A 17,966-nucleotide genomic window follows, 5' to 3' on the forward strand; every position below is an offset into this window, starting at 1 on the left:
CAAAAACAGATGGAGAAAAGCCCTCCTGATTATTTTGGTATATGATTATATCGTGTGCAAAATCCCAATATAAATAGCTTTGCTCCAAAAGAGCCTCGTCGCCTCTTAGCTTCAAGCAGCTTACCTCGCCTGTAGTTTCGTTTTTTATTTCCGGGAGATAATCCTTTCTGAGTTTTTGAAAAGAAAAGATATTGTCGTTTATCTTGTATAAAAACGCCTTATTGTCGCCCATATCCATTAGTTGATGATCTAAAGAAAAACCCTCGGCAAAGAAGTCTTTAAACGCATCGCCGTATAAACCTACGTTAAATTTCTTTTCTACCTTATAAAAATAAAATTTTATATTTTTGGTTTTATTCATTTCTAGCCTTTTTCTCAAAACCTCTTAGAATTTATAGAGTACGATCCAACTACGCGCCCTATGATTTCGATGTCTAAATTTTCTTGAATTACTATGAGAGCATAATCTTTGTTGTCGCTAATCAACGATAGATATGGGCGCTTTTTAAATCGTTTGATGAATAATTCGCCGTCATATCTGCAAACATAAATAGCACCCTCTATCGCCTCTTGCCCGTCGTGGCAAAATACTATCAGATCGCTTTCGTGTATAGTAGGCTCCATAGAGTTACCAAAACAAGGAATTATCCCTATCGTGGCTTTTGGGCTTACGTTAAACATTATCCTCAAATCTTCCGGGTTAAACGGGAGCAAATCATACTCGCCTAAGTCGCCGTTTTGAGCGCCGAAGCCCGCCGAGACTACGCCGTTTTTAAAAAATGGAACATAAATCGTATTTTCGCTAGTTGATGAAATTTGCTCTACGTTAGGACTCTCTATTTCATTGTTTAGCCAGTATTCGACGGGATAGCCTGAAAATTTAGCAAGCTTTGGCAGATATTTCTTTGTTTCCTTGCTGCCATTTTGCCATTGACTTATTAGTGATTGCGAAACACCCAGAATGCTAGCTAATTCTACCGTATTTATCCCCCTTGTGGATAGAAGCTCATTGATCTTTTGACCGAAGGTTTTCATTATGATCTCCTTATAAAAAATTACTTTTTGTAATATTCTATAATTTTTAACTACGAAAATCAAATTACTTTAAGTAACGTTTAATCTAACTAATAGTAATATAGAGTTATGAAAAAGATTACATATAGAAATAAGCTAAAACAATTTTTACGTAAATTTTATAGCTCTGACGGAACGATTTGCGTCTATTTGGCAGGAACAAACGACAAAAAGCCCAATGGGGATGTAAGATTTGCTGCTTATAAAGAGCTTAAACACCCATACGATAAGTGGGGCACTAATCTCCCGTCATATATCAAAGAACAAGACGAAAAGGCTGCTCAATGACCGCAGACCTTGCTTTCGCCCTCGGCGTAATCGCGCTTTGCGTGGGGCTTTGGAGCGCTCGACGTGAAAACCAAACGCGCGATAAAGAAGCTTCGCGAGGAGGTTGATAAGCTAGGTGGAGGCGCAAGCGCGATCGGTTTCATTACGGAAGAGTACAAAGATGAGGAAGAGGATATCGATACGCAAATTAGATGCAGAAAGGATAAAAAATGCAAACGACGTTAAACGCCGATGAGAAAAAGGCTGAAAACAAGCGCTTTTTAAAATCGCTTAAAAAGATAATGACGGAGCTAGACAAACGCTCAAGCAAAAAAGACCAAGCTAAGATGGTAGAAATGATTATTTCTTATTTCGATCTAGATGGATATCTGCATCGTTAAGCTTACTCATGGCGTCTTTAATACTTTCAGCGATAGTATTAAACGCCTCCGCTACCATTTTAGGAGCATCCTCCGGTCTTGATCGGAGCATTTCTGCTTGTATTGCGAGTTTGGTTAGCTCTAAAACTATCTCTTTGTCTGTCATTTAAATCCTTTGTGATGAATTTCTTAGCTTGGCGGCGGAATTCTACGAAGGATTTAACTGAAAGTCAAATTTAAGGAAGCAGGATATGAGACATTCATTTAACACCGACGTAGCAGAGCGCTACGGACTTCAAGAGGCGATATTATTGGACTGGATAGCTTTTTGGCTAGTAGAAAACGAGCGCAACGAGCGTAACTTCTACGAGGGCAGATGCTGGGTTTTTAACTCCGCTAAAGCACTTGCGGAAAAATTCCATTATTTAAGCCCGAACACCATCCAAAAAACGTTAAAAAGGCTAGAGGACGCAGGGATAATCATATCGGGGAATTTTAATAAAAATAAGTTTGATCGCACGAAGTGGTATAGCATCGCAGACGAATATCGCTACTTACTTAAAGAGCATAGAAGCGACGCTGAAAATTTAAAAGAGGATGCTAAGCAAAATCCACAAAGCGAGGACGCGAGTGGAGTAAGCCAAAGCGCGAGTGGATTCAGCCAATCGGCGAGTCCATTCAGCCAATCGGCGAATGTATATAAATTAACAAACACACCTACAGAAGAAAATTCAAAAGAATTTCAAACGGATAGCTCGCTATCGCTCGCTAATGCGCGCACGCGAGAAGCGAATGCGCAGAGTGAGATTTCGCAAAAGCGCACGGACGATTTTTCGCAGAGTAATAATTTCTCGCCTCCCGTCCGAGAACCCGCTAAAAAATTTCAAAAACCTACGATCGAGCAAATAAGGGCGTATTGCAAGGAAGCGGGCAAAAATATCGACCCCGAGGCATTTTTCGACTTCTACGAAGCCAAAGGCTGGGTAGTAGGGCGAGCTCCGATGAAAGACTGGAAAGCTGCAGTGAGGAACTGGGCGAAAAACGAAAGCCAGTTTCTGCGGCGCAAGGTTGGTTCTGACGGGCAAGATGACGAATATGCCGATGTGCCGATGTTTGCAAGCGACAACCCAATCCTAAAAAACAACTTCCTAAGCCGCGATATGAGCGTGATCTACGATAAAGCTACGCAAATCGCCATAGAGGACGAGAGGCTGCGGAGTAGCCCAGCACAAATCGAGATGAAGGATCGCAGATGAGCTACAAAGAGAAATTTATAAACGAGATTTTGTTTCAAGGCAGAGCTACGCCGATGCAGGTGAAATTTCTAGCCGAGGGCGCGCTGAAAAACATCGCGGATAAAGACCTCGGAGAGTTTGCAAATTTCGCTTTCAGTCTCAAGACGAGATACGACAACGCCATCCAAACGATCATCAATGCCGCCAACGAATATCAGCGAGAAACTACGATGCGCTTGCTGAAGCGAGGAGGTGCGTTTTCGGATATTGCGTCGCTTAAAAATTTCCTAGTGCAATACTTCAAGCGCAAATTGGTAGCGTGCGGCGTGTATCCGTTTACCTGCACGAGCATATCGATGAACGAATTTGGGGAATTTATCAACGACAACACCAAAAAGGCAATATCTGCAGCAGACGAGATAGATTTTCTTACTGCACTTCTAAAAGAGCAATACGCTATCGGCGAGTATAGAGGCGAGCTTTTAGCGCGAAACATCGAAAATTTTCAGCGCGCCAAGGAGGGGCGGCTTAAAGAGGCGCCGAAGCTCGAAAACAAACAAACGCCCGCAAACTCCGAGGGCTTTAGGAAGCTGCTTGAAAAGGCAAGGGTGAGGTCAGTATGAGACTATCCAAAGCGAAGTTTGAAGCTTTTAAAAATTTCCTAGCCTACGAACACCCTATGTGTCAAATTTGCGCCAAAGCTCCGAGCGTTGAGCCGCATCACGTGAAATTCGGACGCTACGGAGCGGACAAGGACGATAGAAAGCTGATCGCGGTATGTAGAGCCTGCCATCAGTGGTGCCACGCGCACAAGCACGAAAGCATAAAAAAATACGAGAGGCTGGCGGATGAGAATTGGGCGAGATTTAACAATGCCGTTTAAACGCACGCAAACGGCTCAAATTTTAACGAACGACACTCGGGTAATTCCAAGACTAACCCCAAGGGTTAAAATGCGTTATAGGCTCTGCAAATGAGTTTTAAGGTATAAAACACAAAATCCCATCTAAAACAATCATCCGCTAAATCCATCTTTTCTTGTTATTCTAAAAAGAGAATTTTTAAACGTAAAATTTATTTTTAGTGCCCTAAAATAGGCGTCCGAGTTTAAAATTTAGATAAAATTTTGGGGTATGATATACCAATTTTTGCGCTTGCGTTTTGGGGGTGGGGAGGGTCTTTTGCACCTTGAAGTCTTAGCTCGCCAAGCCCTAGCATAGGGGCTTTAGTAGAGCTTTAGCCATTTTTTTTGCACCTAAATTTTAGCTCTTAAGCGTTTATGCGTTTTGTCTCATTTTGACACAAGGTAGTAAGCAAAGCACGATAAAAAGGGGGTTAGAGCCTTAATAAAGAGGAAACAACAACGAGTTGTGACATTTTAAGTTTCGAGCATTTTTTTGCCTTCTCAACCCTTCTCAAACCTCGCTAGAATGGTAGTTTAAACGACTTTAAGAAATCCTAAACTGCTATTCATATATGCCTTTTCTCTTACACCCCTCTTGCACCCATTCGTAATCAAACCCTAAGCCTCAAGAAGTTAAAATATCTCTAGGATTTTAAAACAAAGGCTAAGAAATGCAAACCCTAACCATACAGGCTAACGCCGATTTCATAGAAAAAGCCAAAGCGATATTAATCACGCTGGCTAAGCTTGACGGCGCTAAATTAAACCTAAGCGACGAAGTAAAATATCAGTCGCGTTTTAGCGAATATGAAGCGGACGCAGAGGCTATCAGGTGCGGCGAGCTTGAAACCTATCCGTTTGACGGAATACGCGACGAAGTAGCGAAATGGTAATCAAGCGCACAGCAAGATTTAATCGCGAGTTAAAAGCGGTATTCGACTTCATCGCAAAAGATAGCCCAAATAAAGCGCGGGATTTTGTTAGTAAGCTACTAGACGCGGCGGAGCTATTAGGTGATAACCCTAAACTAGGACGAGAGATTGCGAACGATAAAAGAGAACTCATCGCTAGGGGTTACATAATGCCATATCTGATTGACGGCGACAGCGTTAAACTGCTAGGCATCTACAAAGCCAATAAATGGCAAGAATAAAGCGGAGGAAGGAGCTTTAATTTCAGCTAAAATTTGGCTAACATAGGATAAAATTTCCATGTTTTAAAAGTCCTTTGAGGGCGGTTTCGCTTGATACTAGCCGCCCTTAAATCCTTTTGAAATATTTAGCTTTTTATTCGAGGCGCGCCCCAAAAGCTATTGCATTTTGCAACAGATATAAATGCACTTGCTCTTTCAGCTCTACACCCACAGCCTTTAGCCACCGGACGGCTTTAGCTCTTTGGGTGTCGTCTTTAAATAAACTCTTTTGGTCTTTCTTACCTTCGTCGCGCCACTCTTAGATGCTTCGGTTTAACTTCGCTTTTTCTCATTGCTTAGTTTTTAGATTATTTTTGCAAAGATTGTGCGAATTACGGCGCTTGTATTTACGGAATGTCGCTTGCGATTTTTCTGCGTTTTCTACTAACCCACTCTTAAAATTTTTCGGCTAAACTGCGCGCAATCGTAAAAGGAGGCTTTCTTGGCTACATATATCTGCGCGTTTTTTAGCTATCTTTATCAGGTTGCAAAGTAGCGATGGCTAAGATTTTTTTCGCAAGCTCTGGCGCTAGTGCCGATGCTCTGATCTCCTCTAGCCCCGCTCTTAAAAAAGCGATCATCAAAGCTCGCGCTATTGCTAGAGCCCGCAAAAGCTCTTTTTGTGTTAAAAGCACGGGCAAAATCCCTCATAATAAAACCCTTCTTGATGGCTACAGCTTTGACAGCGCTAGCGAAGCTAATCGCTACGTCTATTTAAAAACGCTTGAAAAAGCAGGGCGCATAAGCGCGCTTTGTATCCATCCCGGCTTTACGCTCCAGCCCGGATTTAAAGACCGCTTAGGCAGGGCAAGACGCGCTATTACCTATATCGCAGATTTTTCTTACGAGCAAGAGGGACTTAGCATAGTCGAGGATGTTAAGTCTGATTTTACGGCGCAGGATAAGGTTTTTCGTATCAAATCCAAAATCCTTTGCTTTCAAAACCCTAATATAGTTTTTCGCGCGGTTAAATATCATAGGGGAGCTTGGATAGAAATATGAGCGAGCAAAACATAAACCGCGCCCTGCTTAAAAAGGAAGCTTTTAAGATAATGCGCGAGGAGCGCTTAAGCCCACCTGAGATAGCGGCGCGATTAGGTCTTGCTGAAAAAGAGGTGCGAGGTTGGGCTAACTCTGAAAATTGGGTTCGCGAGATCTTAAAACAAGATGCGAAAGATAAAAGAGCGCTCGAAGCTAAAGCTAAGCTTCCGGAGTTTTCGCAAGTAGTAGCTAGCCAATACGCAGAGCTCTGCTGGGCGCAGCAAAAATTAAAGGCTAAGATGCTAAAAGATGAAGAGGATGGTCGCATTAGTTCAAATGATTTTCGCTCTTTCGCGCTTCTAGCTAAAAATATAATCGAGGCTGCGGGCACCGAGATCATAGGCACGGATAAAAACGAAATCACTAATATTTTGATAAATTTTGACAAATCAGATAAAAACGTAGTGGATGTGGAGGCGATGGATGATAGTTCAGAGCTCTAAGCCCGAGCTTGAGAAGTTCGCCCGTATCGCATCTAAGCTTGAGACCTTCGTGCGTTTTGTCCTGCGCGCCGAGCCCTCTACACAACAGCTTGCATTTATTCGCGCGGTGGATGCAGGAGATCGCTTCATCGCTATTAAAAGCGGTCACGGCGTAGGCAAGAGCACCTCGCTTGCTTGGGTTGCTATTTGGTGGGCGCTAATTAAGGAGGATGCTAAAATTCCTATTACCGCCCCCTCTACTCCGCAGCTACTTCTTACGTTGATGCCTGAAATTCGCAAATGGATAGCCAAGCTTCCTAAAATTTTACGCGATGAGATCACGCCTAAAAGCGATGAGATTAATTTTTCTAACGGCAACTTCATAGCCCTTCGCACAGCTCGCAAAGAAACCCCTGAAGCCCTGCAAGGCTTTCACGCCAAGCATCTGCTATTTTTAGTGGATGAGGCTAGCGGTGTGGATGAGACGATATTTGAAATAATTTTCGGCGCTCTTAGCGGGGCATCAAATGCGATGATTATGGTCGGAAACCCTACCCGCACGAGCGGATTTTTTTACGAAGCTTTTAAGCAGGAGCTTTGGCATAGCTTTACCTTTAACGCAGAACAGAGTGCAAATGTAGCCAAAGAGCAGATCGAGCGTGCCCGCGCTCTTTACGGCAGAGATAGCAATGCTTATCGGGTTAGGATTTTAGGCGAATTCCCGCTTCAAGGCAGCGATAATCTCTTTGATTTAAGCGCGCTTGAGCTTGCCGTAGGACGCGAGATAGACCGAAGCGGCGCCGTGATTTGGGGGTTAGATCCTGCAGAATACGGAGATGATAGCTCTGTGCTATGTAAGCGCAAGGGCTTTTTCATAGAGCCTTTTTGCGAGTTTAAAAAGCTCGATTCCGCTCCACTAGCCGATGCGATCTGCGCTGAATATAAAAAAGCGGCGCAAAAGCCTAACGCTATTTTCATCGACGTCATCGGCATAGGCGCAGGAGTTTGGAGTATATTAAACGCCAAAGGCTTGCCCGTTTATCGTGCCGACGTAAGAGAAAAAAGCTTCAAAGAGGGCTTTTACAATAAGCGCTATGAAATTTATGCAAGGCTAAAAGAAAATATCGCACTTCTTTGCCTGCCTAGAGATGAAAAGCTAATAGGCGAACTAGGCGATATCCGTTACGAGATCGACGAAAACACAGGCAAAATAAGGCTTGAATCTAAAAAGAAAATTCGCGCTAGACTTGCTCGCTCGCCCGATCGCGCAGATGCTTTGGCGCTTAGCTTTTTTGATGAGATGGATTTTTATGAGGAGGAAACGGATGGGGAGTTTCAAACGGGAGATTTGCTATGGTAGATGCGTGGCATTTAGGCAGGGAGGCTAGCTATTATGCCCTATTAAAGCTGGCAGGAGGCAATGTCTTTGCTCTTTTAAGCAACGCAAGAGATGCAGGAGGCGCTCCTGTAACCTTAATCGAGGGAGAGGCTATAGATGAGCTAATAAGGCACGGCTTTAGAGATGATTTTATAGCAGCCGCGCTTGAAGTAGATAAATACCGGGTAAGAAGGAGGAGGAAAAGACTTGAAAAAAGAGGAGATTAAAGCTCAAATTCTAAAGCTTCGAAATGAGGCGGTAAAGGGATTTGACTTTGTAAAAGATGACTTTTTATATTTAGAGAGCGGATATTTAGCTCTAATGGATGAAAAAAAGAAAAGGACTTTAAAAGCTCGCCATAAATCTCACGTCGCACAAAAGATAATCTTTGCCAAGGTCCGTCGCATCACTAAAGAGATATTAAAGACCTATTTTGCTAATCCTAGCCTTGCGGATATTGAGGTTAGAGGCGACGCGCAGCTTAGCGCCATCTTACAAAACGAGCTAAACACTCTAAGCAGGGCAAGGCTAAATCTTTATTCCCGCATTCACGAAAGCATAATTGCGATGCTAGTTTATGGAACTTCTATCGCAAAGGTTTATTGGGCGGACAATGAAGTTAAGGTCGTGCCTAAAAGGCTAAGTGAGGTGCTAATAGATCCGCACGCTAAAAATCATTTCGATGCTAAATACTACGTCGATCGCTTCTATATGACGATTGCCGATATTAAAAGAAACTTCGCTAAAGAACTAAAGGATGAAAAGATAGATCTAGACGCCATAAGCGGCGAAAACACATCCAAAAGTCCTAGCGACCTTCAAAGCTCGGATTTAGGAGAATACCGCAGAATAGCGGTGCAAGAGATTTATCGCAAAATCGGCGATGATTGGTTTATTAGCACCTGCATAAACGATAGGTTTTTGCGCCTTGATCTTCCTCTTCATGATGGATGCCCCTTCTTTTTTGCGGTAGCTTATCCGCAGTTTTGTAGGATTGAGGAAAGAGGGGCGGTGCGCTCATACGGGGCAAGCTATATTGAACCGATGATAGATCTGCAGCGCCAATTCATAGCCGTGCGAAATCAGCAGATGGACGCCGTTTATCTGCAGCTTAATCCCAGATATTTCGCCGATAGAAGCAGTGGGTTAAGGGACGATGATTTAGCATCTCTTAGCCCTAAGGTAGTAGTTTCAAATTTAGCAGCGATTAAGGAGATCCCCGCCCCTAATATCAACGGCTCGGTTTTTGATACGCAAAGCTTGGATGCAGAAATCCAAGAAGTAGGAGGAATGCCTAAGATGGTGCAAGGCATTTCTGCTAGCTCCGATCCTAGAAACGCTACGGGGATGAGCTTGCTAGCTCAAAGCGGTAACGCTACGATAGATGATATAGTCACGAGCTACAACGAGAGCTTTTTTGAGCCCTTTATCTCCCGCATCGTAAGCTTAATATATCGCCATAAAATCACTGAAGCGCTTAGCGGATATGATAGGGATAAGAAAATAGAGCTTCGCGTTAGCATAAACGCAGGCGTAGGCGTAATGAGCCGCGACACTAAGATAAATAATATCGGAGCAGCCAAACAAAGCCTACTAACGATGATAAAGATGCTAAGCGAGATGGGCGCGAAAGAAAAGGTGCGCGAGTATGTGCGAGTCCTAGAGGGCTTAGTGCGAGACGAGTTGCGCGAGATGGGTCAAAAAAATGTAGATGAACTTTTTCCAGGAGAGATAGATTTTGCAGAAACTCAAAGCGCTTAAAGATTTTATGAGCTCCGAGCCTTTTGCTGAGATCAATGCGGTTTTAGAGGCGCAAAAAAGCGCGCTATACCGCTATGCTTGCAGCGGAAAGGACGCAGCGGGGCAGGAACTAAGTAAGGACGCCAGAATAAATATGCTTGAGCGCATAGACGCTCTAAGCTTCGCTCAAAGCCTTTATGGCTTTTTTTTAGAACAATACCAAACCACACAAGGAGAAAAAGATGAATGATGACATTCAACCTCAAGAGCCTCAGGTGCAGCCGCAAGATCCATACGCGATGCCTCAAACGACACCGCCTCAAATGATGCCCCCACAGCCCCAAATGACGATGCCTCAAGTAGATATAGGCGCTCAACTTGCAGCTGCAAAGCAAGCCCTAGGCATAGATGAATTGCGCGCACAGCTTGAAAAGCAACAAGAAGCCGCGACATATAATCTAAATCTCGCAGATGTCATAAGCGCTAATCCCGAGCTGAGTAAGAAAACTATCGAGGAAGGACTTGATAAGCTCGCGCAAACCAGCCCCGAACTTGCGAAGCAGTTTAAAATCAGCAAGGAGGGTCTGGAGATTTTCGTCAAAGGTCTTAAAGCCACCATAGCACCGCAGGTCTTGCCCGATCCGATCACTAACGACGGCACTAGCTCGACAGACGATGCAGGCGAGGATGAGACGCTTAAGCGAATTCGCGAAGGCAAGGCAAGAGCAGGCGATGTCGGGCGAGCTATTAGCAAACTCATAAGCAAATAGCCCTTTAAATAATCCGCGCCTTTTTGTTAGCATAAAGCAAAAAGGCAGGATTTTATGGCTTACTTTAATCAAAACGACTACGACTACGCCCGTAAGTCCGCAGATTTCGCGCAAAATCTCAACGCTATGCAATCACCTCTTAGCGGATTGTTCGGCTCAGGCAACAATATCTACAATCAACAAAACTCAAGAGCAGGCGCGGACTTAACCAATAATAGCTTTATCAAGCTAGGCGCTCAAGCCTACGGCGGCGCAAACGACGCTTATAGTCAAAGCTTAAATAATATCGGAAACGCTCTAAACTCTAAAGGGCGCGCCTTAAACGGGGCGGGCGCAGTTGCTAATATAGGCAGGGACGCTTACGGCTTTGCCCCTCAAACCGCGCAGGGGCGACTTGATAACTCAATGCTAGGAAGCGTAAACTCATATCTAGCCAATATCATAAACTTAGCTAATACCAAAGCAAATAACGAATGGGCTAGAGCTAATGCGAACGCAGCACTAAACGTGCTGGGCGCTAGAGAAAAAGCCTATCAAGATGACGCCGCAAGAGCTGCAAATGGGGCCCAGTGGATAGCAGGTTTTAATTACCGCAGCGCCAAGGACGCCGAGGATGCCGCTAGAGCGAACGCGCAAGCTCAGGCGCAACAAGCATATATGCAAGCTCGCGCAGCAGGCTTAGACCGCGCTAATGAGCTAAAAAGCGCAGAACTTGACGCACAAAATCAAAACGCCGCAAGAAAGGCTAAGGTAGATGAGCTTAAGGCACTAAACGATTTCGCCTCCAGCCCGCAGTTTTCGCAGCTAGACGATAAGCAGCGCAAAGCTATTACTGATCGCATAGCGGCGGGATATTCCGCACTAGGCGTAGAGGGAGGCGGTATAGATTACGATGATGATGATTTGGAGGCTATTAAACAAGGCTATGAAATTTTTATCGATGATGATGGAGTAAAGAAAGCACGCAAGGACGGACAAGTTTATGAGTGGAATTAAGATAGGGGGCAAAACCTTAACGCCCATAAATGTAGCTCCCATAAAGATCGGATCAAAGACACTAAGCCCGCTAAACTCCATAAAAATAGGAAATAAAACCCTAACCCCGATAAGCGAGGCATCCACGGACGGACCTAGCGATATGCAACGCTTTTTTAGACAGATGGGCTCTAAGCTTGCCCCTGCGCTAGATACCGCAGAAGCCGTAAGTGATAAGGCTTTAGCAGGTGCGGGGCTGGTAACTCAAAAGGCTGGCGAGCTAGGACTTCGTGCATTAGGCGCAGGAGCGGACGCACTAGGCTTTGATAATGCAGGCAAGAGCTTAAAAGATACCGCAGACGAGCTAGGGCAAACCTTTTCTCAAAGCGCGGAGGCAGTAGGACAAACGGGAGGTGCAGGCACTACCCGCATAATAGGGCGAGGATTAAAAAACTTCGTAACGGGTCAAGCTGCAGCCAATCAAAAGCTAGCTAGAGGCATTAATAACGTTTTAGCAGATACCGCAGATTTTTACGGAGCGGACAGGGCTAGGGATTTCTTTCGCGAGAACTCAAATTTAGCAAGCTCGGCGATAAATAAAATTGAAAACTTCGGCGATAACGATATGAAAGGTTGGCAAGCAGCAGGCGAGATAGCAGATGCTACTGCACTAGCTCCTGCGATGCTAGGGCATAGCGCAAAGGCCGCCCGCTTAGCAAAAGCATTAGGCGCTAGCCAAAAGGTAGCTACTCGCATCGGCAATGCCGCAGGATCTGCGGCAAACGGCGCGATAATGGGAGGATTTACCGGAGGGGCTAGAGCTTACGGACAGGAAAAGCCCAATCTAAAGCAAGCGGGGCTTGAAAGCACTATTTGGGGTGGGGCGAATGCTATTTTAGGCGGGCTTAGCCGTGCTCCGATTTTAGCTAAAGGGGTGCTAGGCAAAGCAAGCGAACAAACGCAAAAAGTAGCGCAAGGCTTGGACTACCAAAATCTAAGAGAGGGCGTCCCGACGCCCGTTGGGACGACCGCTCCGCAAACGCGGGCGGATGGCGAATTATTAAGCCCTCCATTAAGCAGCGACCAATCGGCGCGCCTCAACCGATACTCCGATACTTCTCGGACAATGGCTGCCGCAGATAATGCGGGGTCGGTCACTGATAAAACTATTATACCACAAAGCTCTGTCGCAGAGGGAATTTTAAATAATCCTAATCTTTTCGGACTTGACGAAAACGTGATAAAGGCCATTCGCTCAGAGCTTGAGGAAGCGGCCGGGATTGCTCCAAAAAAGATGAGCGAAGCGGTAAAAGGAGCAGATAAGGCAGAGACCGCAGCACAAGCGCCTAATCCGTTTTTAGATGAGATTTTAAGAGCTACAAACCCTGCTAATAATAACGCGTATTTGGATCAGATCTTAGCAATTACCAATCCTAAAGCCGTCATCGCTACCAAAAAAGGAAGTCCGACAACCCAGACTATTACCTCAACCTTAAATGGAAGCGATGAAGCCGCCAAGAAGGGATTAAACCCAAATAGCAGCCTTTACAGCAATGATAAATATATCGAAGGAAGTGGGACAAACTCCGCAATTACTTCAACCTCTGATATATTTGACGGAGGGGTGGGGTCCACAACCCACATTACTACAACCCCCGCCAATGATGAAATTATATCTCTTTCCTCTGATAAAAACCTTAATGCCCCCGCGGAGTTTAAGAATTCCGCAGGAGGAGGCATAGACCCCGCTGCGGTAGTCCGTAATATAGCGGAGCGCGGAGATTTGGCGCTAAGACTAGAGCCTAAAGCCGATGTGCTTTCGCTCGTCCGCGACTTTCAGGCTCCTATTAAAACTCCGATATTTGAGGCCAAAATTGCGATTGATAAGATGTTAAATCATTTGGCGGATAAAGCAGGCAGCGAGCGTAGGCTCGAATATGTAAATTTAATCAAACCTACGTTAGAAAATCCATTATTCATCGCAAAAGATGGCGAACGATATAGATTTTTTAAAACCTTTATCGACGATCGCGATAAAACTTTAAAATTCTTAAGCGTGATAGAAAACGACAGAGGAGAATTTTTAGGCGTAACCGCGACGCCGCTAAAAAACACCGATTTAAAAAATCTAATAAGAAAAGGCAATATAGTTTGGGGTGGGGACACACTCTCTAGCCTAAGCACCCCACAAGCGATGAGAAATCAAGGGCTAGACATCGCTACAGATATTATACCACAAAACGGCGAGAATATGATTAAAGGTTTTAGCTCTAGCGCAATCCCTGCCAATATCGCAAGCGCTGGAGCCGGAGCGGCCTCAGGTGCAGCGCTAGATGATAAAAATAGAGCAAGAGGCGCTTTTATCGGAGCGTTGGGCGGGCTTGGGCTAGTAAATGCACCTTCTTTGGTTTCAAAGCTAAAAGGAGGCGCTAAGGTAGGCGAGATAGCGCAGGATATAGAAGCTGCGGCAAAAGATAAGCCTAGCATCTTAAGCAATATGCGCTCCTATCTTAAAGCCGTAGGCGCAAACTCCGCTTCAGAGCTAAAGGATTTAAGCGGCAAGGATATAGGGCTAAGCTACGCAAGGCAAATGGCAAGCGAGCATATCAATAAAGAGTTTAAAAATATCGCTTATGAAATTTTATCCGGCTCTCAAAGCTTAGCGCAGAATTTAAAAAATGGCGCTATTAATGCGGCTCGCTTTGCAAGGCGCGCATTAAGCGAAACCAAAGGCGCGGATTATCTTTTGCGAAACGACGAGCTATTTAGCGCCAAAAGCGCATATAGCGCTAAAATGGAAAATCTACAATCCGCGCTTAGTGGATTAGACGACGCAGATCGCGTAGCTATGCATGAATATATGGTGGGCGAAGGAAATGCCATTAAGCCTGAGCTAAAGCCACTAGCAGACGCGCTAAGACGTCAGATTGACGATATGAGTGCTAAGCTCGTGGATTTAGGCGTTTTAGATAAGGCTAGCAGAGACGCGCTAGCGGGGCAATATCTTGCTCGCTCCTATGAAAAGCATCTAAAAGATCGCATCAACTCAGTGTTTTCAAGCGGTAAAAAGGTAGATGAAATTCACAGCAGAGGCTTTGCGTTTAAAGAGTTTAAAGATAGGGAAGCGATGGATAAGTTTCTATCTAAAAACCCGCAGATTGTAAAGTCTATGGATCAGGCTTACAATAAAGGCGGCGTGCGCGTAGTAGAAAAGCCTAATGGTAAAATTGAGCTTTGGAGGGATTACACCAAAGATGAGCGTTCGGCTATGGGGGAGATAAGAGATGCCGCTTTTAGCATACCGCAGACCCTAAATAAGTTAAATGATATGATAGAAAACGCTAAGTTCTTAAAATCCGTTAGCGAATTAAGCGGTGGCGCAGTGATACCCAATACCGAGATTAAAGCCCGCTATGGCAAGCTTGATTTAGATGACGCGATTAAAAAGGAGCTAGGACGCGAGGGATACGCTCAAATGCCTAAAAGCGATAGCTACGGCGCGCTAGCGGGGCAATGGGTGCGAAAGGATATCAAAAGCGATATAATCTCATCCTTCGCGCAAAGTGGTGATATGGGTGTGCTAATAGACGGATGGAAAAAATACCTCTCGATTTGGAAGATGAGTAAGACCGTATGGTCGCAGACCGCTCACGTAGGCAACTACGTCTCAAACGGATTTTTATTAAATCTTGCGGGGATGAGCGCCAAGCAGGTCGTAGCCTCTATGGCAAAGTTTACCCGCGCGCAGATAGGAAATGGAGCGATCAACCGCTACAAGCAGCTAAGGCTAAAAAACGTTACTTCTAAACTAAGCCCCGCAGAGCGCAGGGAATACGCGCAACTTATGCGCGAAAAAGAGATTCAAACCTACAAGCTCGCCGAGGACGAGGGACTTTTTGGCAGAAGCTCCTTGCTTGATATTCAAAACGGATTTGCCCGCACTACAAAAGAGCTTAGGCAGGGAAAGATCGCCCGCATAATAGATGGAGATGCCGCAGGCAAACAAAGCGTCGTAGCCTCTGCGGCTCAAAAGGCAGGCGACGCGTTAGGAGCAGTTGCCGATAAGGCGGGCGCGCTATATGCAGGGGAGGATAATGTAGGAAGGCTAGCGTTATTTTCTCACTATATTGACAAAGGGCTAGATCCAAAAAGCGCAAAGATCGCAACCAATAGCTGGATACCAGATTATTCGCGCCAAATGCCTGCGGGTATGAGAGCGCTTAGAGATAGCGGCATCGCCCCTTTTATCTCGTGGAGTTATTATGTAATGCCTGCGATGGGGCGCTACCTAGCCCGCCACCCGGTAGATGGAGCTAAAAAGATCCTGCCTATGCTAGCGGCTTTAGGATATTGGCAATATAAGGTTACGGGCGAAGCTAATCCGTATAGTGATAAGATCCCTGATGATATCAAAGGACGCAGCGTAGCAGTATGGCGCGACGGCGATCGAGTTCGCACGATTAAGATGGATAGGTATCTTCCTTATATGAACCTAACCGCTCCGGCAAACTACGCTAAAGGGCTTGCTAGCGGTCCAACGACGCAGGGAGCTTATGCGCTATTTTCGATGATGGCGGACGGAAAGCCTAGGATGCTTTACAATAACCGCCCGATCACTAAAGATACCAAGCCTATTCCCGCGCAGGCATACGATTATCTAAATTGGCTGCTTCAAGGCTTTACGCCTATGCCGGGCGGAGTAAGCAGCGGAATAAGCTTAGTAAGTGATCTAAGCAGAGATGAGGCAAGCAGAAAGCGAAACAACGTAATGCTTCCTAAAACGAAAGCTCAAAGCGTAGCGAAGTTTTTAGGCTTTAATAGCGCAGACTATAGCGTTAGCGGGCAGATGAAAGACGCTGCTAAAAAGAAGCTTAAGAAAAAAGACTAAGTGCTTTTATATAGCTCTCAACCCTTTTTGGAGTTTGGCGGTAAAGCAAGCTTGCTTTTAAATTTCTTGCCGCTTGTGCGTAATCGCCTGCTTCTATGCAGCCCAGAGTATGACGGAAGCCCATAAGCCCCGCAAGCCCTAGCTGGTATGCCATTTCGATTAGGGTATCTTGCACGTTTTGCGGCTTGTCCGCAAGCCACGGCAAACACTGAAAGAGCCGCTTTTTAAGCTTTTTTAGTTTGAGGTTTAAAATTTTATCTGCTACCTCTTTACTCACAGGTTCCGCCTTGCCGTTATTTAGCGCTAGCTCATCAGGGCTAAGAGCGGCTACCAAAAAGCCGTATCCTATCGTAGCCTTTCCGAGGCTGTCTTTATATATGCGATCCCTAAATCCCTCGTGAGCTTTGATGTTTCCGATGAGGCTCATATCCCCTCCTCGTTTGAAATCTCCACGAATTCTATGTGTTTGCCTATGCAAATTTCAAAAAACGAATTGTATGTCCGAACGGAGTTCGTAACCCCCGCGGCGTTGTGTCCGTCGCCTACGAGGATACATCCAGATGTTTCTTGCGGGATGTTGCCCGTATGGATCAGAATGTATCTATCTTTTGGCACCAGCTCGTTGTATAGAAGCGGACACATCCGTTTTTGTCTTGAGCTATTGTGCCACTCCATTTTATATCGCCCTGCCGGAATCCGTCTATCCTTGCCACGCTCGGTGGTATCGGGCCCCGCAGGCTCAAGGGTGAAGCACTCAAAAAGCCTTTTCCCGTCGTCCGTGATCGTGAGTTTCCCGATCGTGCCATCATGAATGTTTTTAAATCTATTTATCTTTATCTTCATACTCGTCCTCCTCGCTCATTCGTCTATCGATGCCTAGCTTAGAGCAGACAAATTTTTCAGCCCAATTTTTCACGGCATCGGCGCCTATCCAAGCAGAAAAGCCACCTACTGCTAAGGCAAATCTAGAGTTTTGAGTTAGATAAAGCGTAAACTCCGCGCCAAAATAGCACAGAGTAATCGAGCTTAAAAACCCCGAAAGAAAGGCTATTACGTAAGCTAATTTACTCTTGCGCTTCTTACTCATCGTTTTTAAAAAGGTGATCGCAGCAGCTAGCACCACCAAACAAGCCCAATAAATTTTGTCAAACAAGCTATTTAGATCGTTCATTTAGTTTCCTTATGCTTTCTAGATTAATCGCGCACTTCGCGTAAGCTTCGTATAGATCTAGCATTAGCTCCGCGGCGTCTGCTTGACTTGCGATAGTGCGGTTTGTATCAACGCGCGGCACGGCTAGTAGATACTGCGGCACAGAAGCGCAGCTAGGGGTGCTCGCGCAGCCGCTCAAGCACAAAATTAGCGCTAGCGTTAAGCTCACTTGAAATTTCATCTCTGCCCCCTTTCCTAGCCTTTGAAGCTATTTGCCTCTTAATTTGAGCCAAATCCTTGCTTAGCGCGTCTTTTTGTTGCGCGGCTTGTGAGATTTGCTCCATCTGCTTATCTTTTTGCCCCACTTGCTCTTTCAGCGCTTCGATTTGCGTCTTTTGAGCCAAAATCTCAGCTTCCAGCTTACTTGCTTGCCAAGATTGAAACTTTAGCGCGCCTATTAGCAGCGCGATCACCGCAGCAAAGATCATATAAATCTTAAACATCATTTATCCTTTAGCCGTAGTTTGGCAAAATTCGGATAGTTTTTAAA

The 17,966-nt window shown here is 45.2% G+C and carries 24 protein-coding genes; 17 read left to right on the forward strand and 7 right to left on the reverse strand.

Annotated features, from left to right (window positions below):
• Both Q0140_RS08345 and Q0140_RS08350 read right to left on the reverse strand, forming a co-directional pair.
• Nucleotides 1–361: hypothetical protein (locus Q0140_RS08345; protein WP_297963673.1), on the reverse strand; the 361-nt coding region annotated here is incomplete at its 3' end.
• 14 nt (nt 362–375) lie between these two features.
• Nucleotides 376–1,035 (reverse strand): XRE family transcriptional regulator, encoded by a 660-nt coding sequence (locus tag Q0140_RS08350; protein WP_297963675.1) that lies wholly within the window; start codon nt 1,033–1,035, stop codon nt 376–378.
• A gap of 108 nt (nt 1,036–1,143) precedes the next feature.
• Here Q0140_RS08350 and Q0140_RS08355 point away from each other — a divergent pair, with 108 nt between their 5' ends.
• The 17 genes from Q0140_RS08355 (at nt 1,144) to Q0140_RS08435 (ending at nt 16,266) form a co-directional block, all read left to right on the forward strand.
• Nucleotides 1,144–1,362 carry a hypothetical protein gene (locus tag Q0140_RS08355; RefSeq protein WP_297963677.1) on the forward strand — a complete coding sequence of 73 codons (219 nt, stop codon included), beginning with the start codon at nt 1,144–1,146 and terminating at the stop codon, nt 1,360–1,362.
• 63 nt (nt 1,363–1,425) lie between these two features.
• Entirely contained in the window at nt 1,426–1,587 is a 162-nt protein-coding gene (locus tag Q0140_RS08360; RefSeq protein WP_297963678.1) for a hypothetical protein, read from the forward strand.
• Nucleotides 1,572–1,742, forward strand: coding sequence for a hypothetical protein (locus Q0140_RS08365; protein WP_297963680.1), 171 nt, complete (start codon nt 1,572–1,574; stop codon nt 1,740–1,742). Before Q0140_RS08360 ends, Q0140_RS08365 begins: the two co-directional genes overlap by 16 nt.
• A 230-nt stretch (nt 1,743–1,972) precedes the next feature.
• Nucleotides 1,973–2,977, forward strand: a complete 1,005-nt coding sequence (locus Q0140_RS08370; protein WP_297963682.1) for a hypothetical protein — start codon at nt 1,973–1,975, stop codon at nt 2,975–2,977.
• Nucleotides 2,974–3,579, forward strand: a complete 606-nt coding sequence (locus Q0140_RS08375; protein ID WP_297904334.1) for a hypothetical protein — start codon at nt 2,974–2,976, stop codon at nt 3,577–3,579. The genes Q0140_RS08370 and Q0140_RS08375 overlap by 4 nt, the downstream gene beginning before the upstream one ends.
• The gene (locus Q0140_RS08380) at nt 3,576–3,839 is read left to right on the forward strand and encodes a hypothetical protein (protein ID WP_297963684.1); all 264 of its coding nucleotides are present in this window, start codon (nt 3,576–3,578) and stop codon (nt 3,837–3,839) included. Before Q0140_RS08375 ends, Q0140_RS08380 begins: the two co-directional genes overlap by 4 nt.
• A 692-nt stretch (nt 3,840–4,531) precedes the next feature.
• Nucleotides 4,532–4,753, forward strand: a complete 222-nt coding sequence (locus Q0140_RS08385; protein ID WP_297963686.1) for a hypothetical protein — start codon at nt 4,532–4,534, stop codon at nt 4,751–4,753.
• Nucleotides 4,747–5,013, forward strand: a complete 267-nt coding sequence (locus tag Q0140_RS08390) for a type II toxin-antitoxin system RelE/ParE family toxin (protein ID WP_297963689.1) — start codon at nt 4,747–4,749, stop codon at nt 5,011–5,013. The genes Q0140_RS08385 and Q0140_RS08390 overlap by 7 nt, the downstream gene beginning before the upstream one ends.
• Before the next feature lie 537 nt (nt 5,014–5,550).
• The gene (locus Q0140_RS08395; protein WP_297963691.1) at nt 5,551–6,054 is read left to right on the forward strand and encodes a DUF1064 domain-containing protein; all 504 of its coding nucleotides are present in this window, start codon (nt 5,551–5,553) and stop codon (nt 6,052–6,054) included.
• Nucleotides 6,039–6,536 carry a hypothetical protein gene (locus Q0140_RS08400; RefSeq protein WP_297963693.1) on the forward strand — a complete coding sequence of 166 codons (498 nt, stop codon included), beginning with the start codon at nt 6,039–6,041 and terminating at the stop codon, nt 6,534–6,536. The genes Q0140_RS08395 and Q0140_RS08400 overlap by 16 nt, the downstream gene beginning before the upstream one ends.
• The gene (locus Q0140_RS08405; RefSeq protein ID WP_297904351.1) at nt 6,517–7,875 is read left to right on the forward strand and encodes a terminase family protein; all 1,359 of its coding nucleotides are present in this window, start codon (nt 6,517–6,519) and stop codon (nt 7,873–7,875) included. The genes Q0140_RS08400 and Q0140_RS08405 overlap by 20 nt, the downstream gene beginning before the upstream one ends.
• Nucleotides 7,869–8,120 (forward strand): hypothetical protein, encoded by a 252-nt coding sequence (locus Q0140_RS08410; protein ID WP_297904354.1) that lies wholly within the window; start codon nt 7,869–7,871, stop codon nt 8,118–8,120. The genes Q0140_RS08405 and Q0140_RS08410 overlap by 7 nt, the downstream gene beginning before the upstream one ends.
• A complete protein-coding gene (locus tag Q0140_RS08415; RefSeq protein ID WP_297963696.1) occupies nt 8,101–9,654 on the forward strand; it encodes a hypothetical protein in 1,554 nt (517 codons plus the stop codon). The genes Q0140_RS08410 and Q0140_RS08415 overlap by 20 nt, the downstream gene beginning before the upstream one ends.
• Nucleotides 9,632–9,883 (forward strand): hypothetical protein, encoded by a 252-nt coding sequence (locus tag Q0140_RS08420; protein WP_297963698.1) that lies wholly within the window; start codon nt 9,632–9,634, stop codon nt 9,881–9,883. Before Q0140_RS08415 ends, Q0140_RS08420 begins: the two co-directional genes overlap by 23 nt.
• A complete protein-coding gene (locus tag Q0140_RS08425; RefSeq protein WP_297963700.1) occupies nt 9,876–10,403 on the forward strand; it encodes a hypothetical protein in 528 nt (175 codons plus the stop codon). Before Q0140_RS08420 ends, Q0140_RS08425 begins: the two co-directional genes overlap by 8 nt.
• 54 nt (nt 10,404–10,457) lie before the next feature.
• On the forward strand, nt 10,458–11,399 hold the full coding sequence (locus Q0140_RS08430; RefSeq protein WP_297963702.1) for a hypothetical protein: 942 nt from the start codon (nt 10,458–10,460) through the stop codon (nt 11,397–11,399).
• Complete coding sequence (locus tag Q0140_RS08435; RefSeq protein WP_297963704.1) at nt 11,386–16,266, forward strand: PBECR2 nuclease fold domain-containing protein; 4,881 nt, start codon at nt 11,386–11,388, stop codon at nt 16,264–16,266. The genes Q0140_RS08430 and Q0140_RS08435 overlap by 14 nt, the downstream gene beginning before the upstream one ends.
• Here Q0140_RS08435 and Q0140_RS08440 read toward each other — a convergent pair.
• The 5 genes from Q0140_RS08440 to Q0140_RS08460 are packed head-to-tail and all read right to left on the reverse strand — an operon-like array spanning nt 16,250 to nt 17,919.
• Nucleotides 16,250–16,693 (reverse strand): glycoside hydrolase family protein, encoded by a 444-nt coding sequence (locus Q0140_RS08440; protein ID WP_297963705.1) that lies wholly within the window; start codon nt 16,691–16,693, stop codon nt 16,250–16,252. The genes Q0140_RS08435 and Q0140_RS08440 overlap by 17 nt on opposite strands.
• Nucleotides 16,690–17,109 (reverse strand): DUF5675 family protein, encoded by a 420-nt coding sequence (locus Q0140_RS08445; protein WP_297963707.1) that lies wholly within the window; start codon nt 17,107–17,109, stop codon nt 16,690–16,692. The genes Q0140_RS08440 and Q0140_RS08445 overlap by 4 nt, the downstream gene beginning before the upstream one ends.
• A complete protein-coding gene (locus Q0140_RS08450) occupies nt 17,090–17,437 on the reverse strand; it encodes a hypothetical protein (protein WP_297963709.1) in 348 nt (115 codons plus the stop codon). The genes Q0140_RS08445 and Q0140_RS08450 overlap by 20 nt, the downstream gene beginning before the upstream one ends.
• Nucleotides 17,421–17,657, reverse strand: coding sequence for a hypothetical protein (locus Q0140_RS08455; RefSeq protein ID WP_297963711.1), 237 nt, complete (start codon nt 17,655–17,657; stop codon nt 17,421–17,423). Before Q0140_RS08455 ends, Q0140_RS08450 begins: the two co-directional genes overlap by 17 nt.
• On the reverse strand, nt 17,590–17,919 hold the full coding sequence (locus Q0140_RS08460; protein ID WP_297963713.1) for a hypothetical protein: 330 nt from the start codon (nt 17,917–17,919) through the stop codon (nt 17,590–17,592). The genes Q0140_RS08455 and Q0140_RS08460 overlap by 68 nt, the downstream gene beginning before the upstream one ends.
• Between the last annotated feature and the right edge of the window lie 47 nt (nt 17,920–17,966).

It is taken from the genome of uncultured Campylobacter sp. (assembly GCF_938045405.1).
Classification (GTDB): domain Bacteria; phylum Campylobacterota; class Campylobacteria; order Campylobacterales; family Campylobacteraceae; genus Campylobacter_B.

Coding starts and splice junctions, on each gene's coding strand:
- Q0140_RS08385 (WP_297963686.1), top strand. CDS start 4,532: ATGCAAACCCTAACCATACAGGCTAACGCCGATTTCATAGAAAAAGCC.
- Q0140_RS08380 (WP_297963684.1), top strand. CDS start 3,576: ATGAGACTATCCAAAGCGAAGTTTGAAGCTTTTAAAAATTTCCTAGCC.
- Q0140_RS08370 (WP_297963682.1), top strand. CDS start 1,973: ATGAGACATTCATTTAACACCGACGTAGCAGAGCGCTACGGACTTCAA.
- Q0140_RS08395 (WP_297963691.1), top strand. CDS start 5,551: ATGGCTAAGATTTTTTTCGCAAGCTCTGGCGCTAGTGCCGATGCTCTG.
- Q0140_RS08450 (WP_297963709.1), bottom strand. CDS start 17,437: ATGAACGATCTAAATAGCTTGTTTGACAAAATTTATTGGGCTTGTTTG.
- Q0140_RS08375 (WP_297904334.1), top strand. CDS start 2,974: ATGAGCTACAAAGAGAAATTTATAAACGAGATTTTGTTTCAAGGCAGA.
- Q0140_RS08455 (WP_297963711.1), bottom strand. CDS start 17,657: ATGAAATTTCAAGTGAGCTTAACGCTAGCGCTAATTTTGTGCTTGAGC.
- Q0140_RS08425 (WP_297963700.1), top strand. CDS start 9,876: ATGAATGATGACATTCAACCTCAAGAGCCTCAGGTGCAGCCGCAAGAT.
- Q0140_RS08430 (WP_297963702.1), top strand. CDS start 10,458: ATGGCTTACTTTAATCAAAACGACTACGACTACGCCCGTAAGTCCGCA.
- Q0140_RS08355 (WP_297963677.1), top strand. CDS start 1,144: ATGAAAAAGATTACATATAGAAATAAGCTAAAACAATTTTTACGTAAA.
- Q0140_RS08435 (WP_297963704.1), top strand. CDS start 11,386: ATGAGTGGAATTAAGATAGGGGGCAAAACCTTAACGCCCATAAATGTA.
- Q0140_RS08390 (WP_297963689.1), top strand. CDS start 4,747: ATGGTAATCAAGCGCACAGCAAGATTTAATCGCGAGTTAAAAGCGGTA.
- Q0140_RS08445 (WP_297963707.1), bottom strand. CDS start 17,109: ATGAAGATAAAGATAAATAGATTTAAAAACATTCATGATGGCACGATC.
- Q0140_RS08405 (WP_297904351.1), top strand. CDS start 6,517: ATGATAGTTCAGAGCTCTAAGCCCGAGCTTGAGAAGTTCGCCCGTATC.
- Q0140_RS08365 (WP_297963680.1), top strand. CDS start 1,572: ATGCAAACGACGTTAAACGCCGATGAGAAAAAGGCTGAAAACAAGCGC.
- Q0140_RS08350 (WP_297963675.1), bottom strand. CDS start 1,035: ATGAAAACCTTCGGTCAAAAGATCAATGAGCTTCTATCCACAAGGGGG.
- Q0140_RS08440 (WP_297963705.1), bottom strand. CDS start 16,693: ATGAGCCTCATCGGAAACATCAAAGCTCACGAGGGATTTAGGGATCGC.
- Q0140_RS08460 (WP_297963713.1), bottom strand. CDS start 17,919: ATGTTTAAGATTTATATGATCTTTGCTGCGGTGATCGCGCTGCTAATA.
- Q0140_RS08410 (WP_297904354.1), top strand. CDS start 7,869: ATGGTAGATGCGTGGCATTTAGGCAGGGAGGCTAGCTATTATGCCCTA.